General features: G+C 63.8%; 1 protein-coding gene and 1 pseudogene. Both read right to left on the minus strand.

Annotated features, from left to right (window positions below; translation table 11 throughout):
* Positions 1 to 450 precede the first annotated feature (450 nt).
* Positions 451 to 2,004 carry an aldehyde dehydrogenase gene (locus NVV99_RS26150; protein ID WP_260783270.1) on the minus strand — a complete coding sequence of 518 codons (1,554 nt, stop codon included), beginning with the start codon at positions 2,002 to 2,004 and terminating at the stop codon, positions 451 to 453.
* A 140-nt stretch (positions 2,005 to 2,144) separates the two neighbouring features.
* Positions 2,145 to 2,276: pseudogene (locus NVV99_RS26155) on the minus strand (IS256 family transposase); the annotation flags it as partial.
* Positions 2,277 to 2,348: the final 72 nt, after the last annotated feature.

Here is a 2,348-nt window from a genome sequence, read left to right on the forward strand (position 1 = left end):
CATCGAGTGGGAACACCTACTGACATGGATGGGAAAACCCCAGCTCACGGCACTGACATCCCGATGGGAAGTCTCAGTCAACCCTCTCCTGCTACAAATCACCATGAACCCAGTCTCGTGATCTGTGACTAAACTGGCTGTCCCAGACTGGGACAGTTTGCAAGTGGCGGGGATCCGTATGGTTTCTGTAAAGCGGGCTTGAGTCGTCGGTGGTCGATAGATCGTTGTGGTCTTGGACATTGCGAACAACACATCGCGGCGAGCTTCTGCGCCGGGGCAAGCAAATGTGTGCCCGTCGCGATCGCGGTGGCGAGTGCCTGCGTTCGAGCTATTTCATGAACTGTCCTTCGTGGGCGATGAGGACGTGCGCTGGCCCGGCCGGGTGATGAGGACGTGCGCTGGCCCGGCCGGGTGATCCGGCCGGGCCAGCGCACGGAGCCGGGGTGCGGTCTAGGACTCGTTCGGGGTGCCGAGCACCAGGCCGTAGGCGCGGTTCTCGACGCCGCCCGACAGATCGACGGTGATCGCCTTGTCCTGGGTAAACTCGTCGAGCGCGTCGGGTCCCAGTTCACGGCCGGTACCGGACTGCTTATAGCCGCCGAAGGGCATCACTTGGGAGATGTTGTGCCAGTCGTTGATCCACACAGATCCGGCCTCGAGTCGGCCCGCCACCTCGAGCGCCGTAGAGATGGAGCGGCTCCACACGCCCGCGGACAGGCCGTACTCGGTGTCATTGGCGATCTTGACGGCCTCGTCGACGGAGTCGTAGGTGAGCACGGACAGCACCGGCCCGAAAATCTCCTCACAAGAAATCTTCATCGAGTTGTCGACGTCGGTGAACACTGTCGGCGCAACCCAGAAGCCCTTGTCGAACGCGGGACCTTCCGGGACGCCGCCGCCCACGACGACGGTGCCGCCTTCGGCCCGACCGGACTCGATGTAGTTCAGCACACGGTCCTTCTGCGCCTGGCTCATCAGCGGTCCCACATCGGTGGACGGATCGGTGGGATCACCTTGCTTGAGCGTAGCGATTCGGGCAATCAGCCGCTCGACGATCTCGTCCTTGCGTGCGCTGGGCACCAGCAAGCGGGTGCCCGACTCGCAAGCCTGACCGGCGTGCAGCAGAAAGGCGTAGATCGAGCCGTCGATCGCTACGTCCAGGTCGGCGTCGTCGAGAATGATGTTGGGGCCCTTGCCACCGAGTTCGAGCAGCACGCGCTTGACGGTCTTGGACGCGGTCGCCATGACGCGTCGACCGGTCGCAGTAGAGCCCGTGAAGGACACGAGGCGCACGTCGGGATGCCCGACAAGGTGATCGCCGACGACGGGCCCGTCGCCCACAACGACGTTGAAGACGCCGTCGGGCAGCCCTGCGTCGCTGAGAATCTGCGCCAGCTCAAGCGCGAACGTCGGGGTCTTCTCGTCGGTCTTGATGACCACGCTGTTGCCTGCTGCAATGGCGGGAATAGACTTCCACACCGTGATCAGACCGGGGAAGTTCCACGGAACGATACCGGCGCAGACACCGACCGGCTCCTTCTGGATGAACCCGGTATGCAGGACAACGCCGCCGATCGCCTGCGGACGGGTCCACTCGTAGGTGCGGGTCAATTCGGCGTAGTGCTGAATATGCATAAGCGGGAAGCCCACGGCGATGCCCGCGGAGGCGCGGACGGGGATGCCGGTCTCGCGGCTGTTCAGCAGGGCCAGTTCGTCCATCCGGTCGGCGAGCTTGTCGGCAACGGCGTCAAGCAGTGCGGCCCGCTTCACGGGCGGCGTGTTGCGCCATTCGCCGGAGTCGAAGGCGGCCTTCGCCGCAGCCACCGCGGCGTCGACGTGACCGGTGGTGGCCTTGGCGACGGTTGCGACCGTCGACTCGTCGGCTGGGCTGATGACCTCGTAATGCTCCTCGGTGTCCACCCACTGGCCGCCGATGAACATGCGGTAGTGCGGGACCCCCTCGCGTTCGATGGAGGGAGACGGCTGGTGCAGCGTGGCGGTCATATGATCTCCGACGTCGTGGAAGTCGCGGTGTGACACCGGGACTCGTTTGCAGTGACGTGCATCACGTTAGAAGCCTGGCCGGGGGAGGTCAAGTCCCTGGACGTGGTGTACGGACCGTTGCGTGATTCCTCGTCGGTGAGTCAGGCAGTCAAGGCCGGTGCCACCTCCTCGGTGTCGTTGCTGGCGGCGTCGGCGCACTTATCGGTACGCGAGCGAGCAAGCACGTCGAGTCCGAGATAACGGCGACCCTCGATCCATTCGTCGTGCGGCTCTGTTGCAAAAATCGTGAAGCTTGAGCATGCTTGGCGGAGATTGGACGGACGGAACGATGACGGATTTCAAGT

Origin of the sequence: Rhodococcus sp. PAE-6, assembly GCF_025290685.1 — a bacterium.
Lineage (GTDB): Bacteria > Actinomycetota > Actinomycetes > Mycobacteriales > Mycobacteriaceae > Rhodococcus > Rhodococcus pyridinivorans.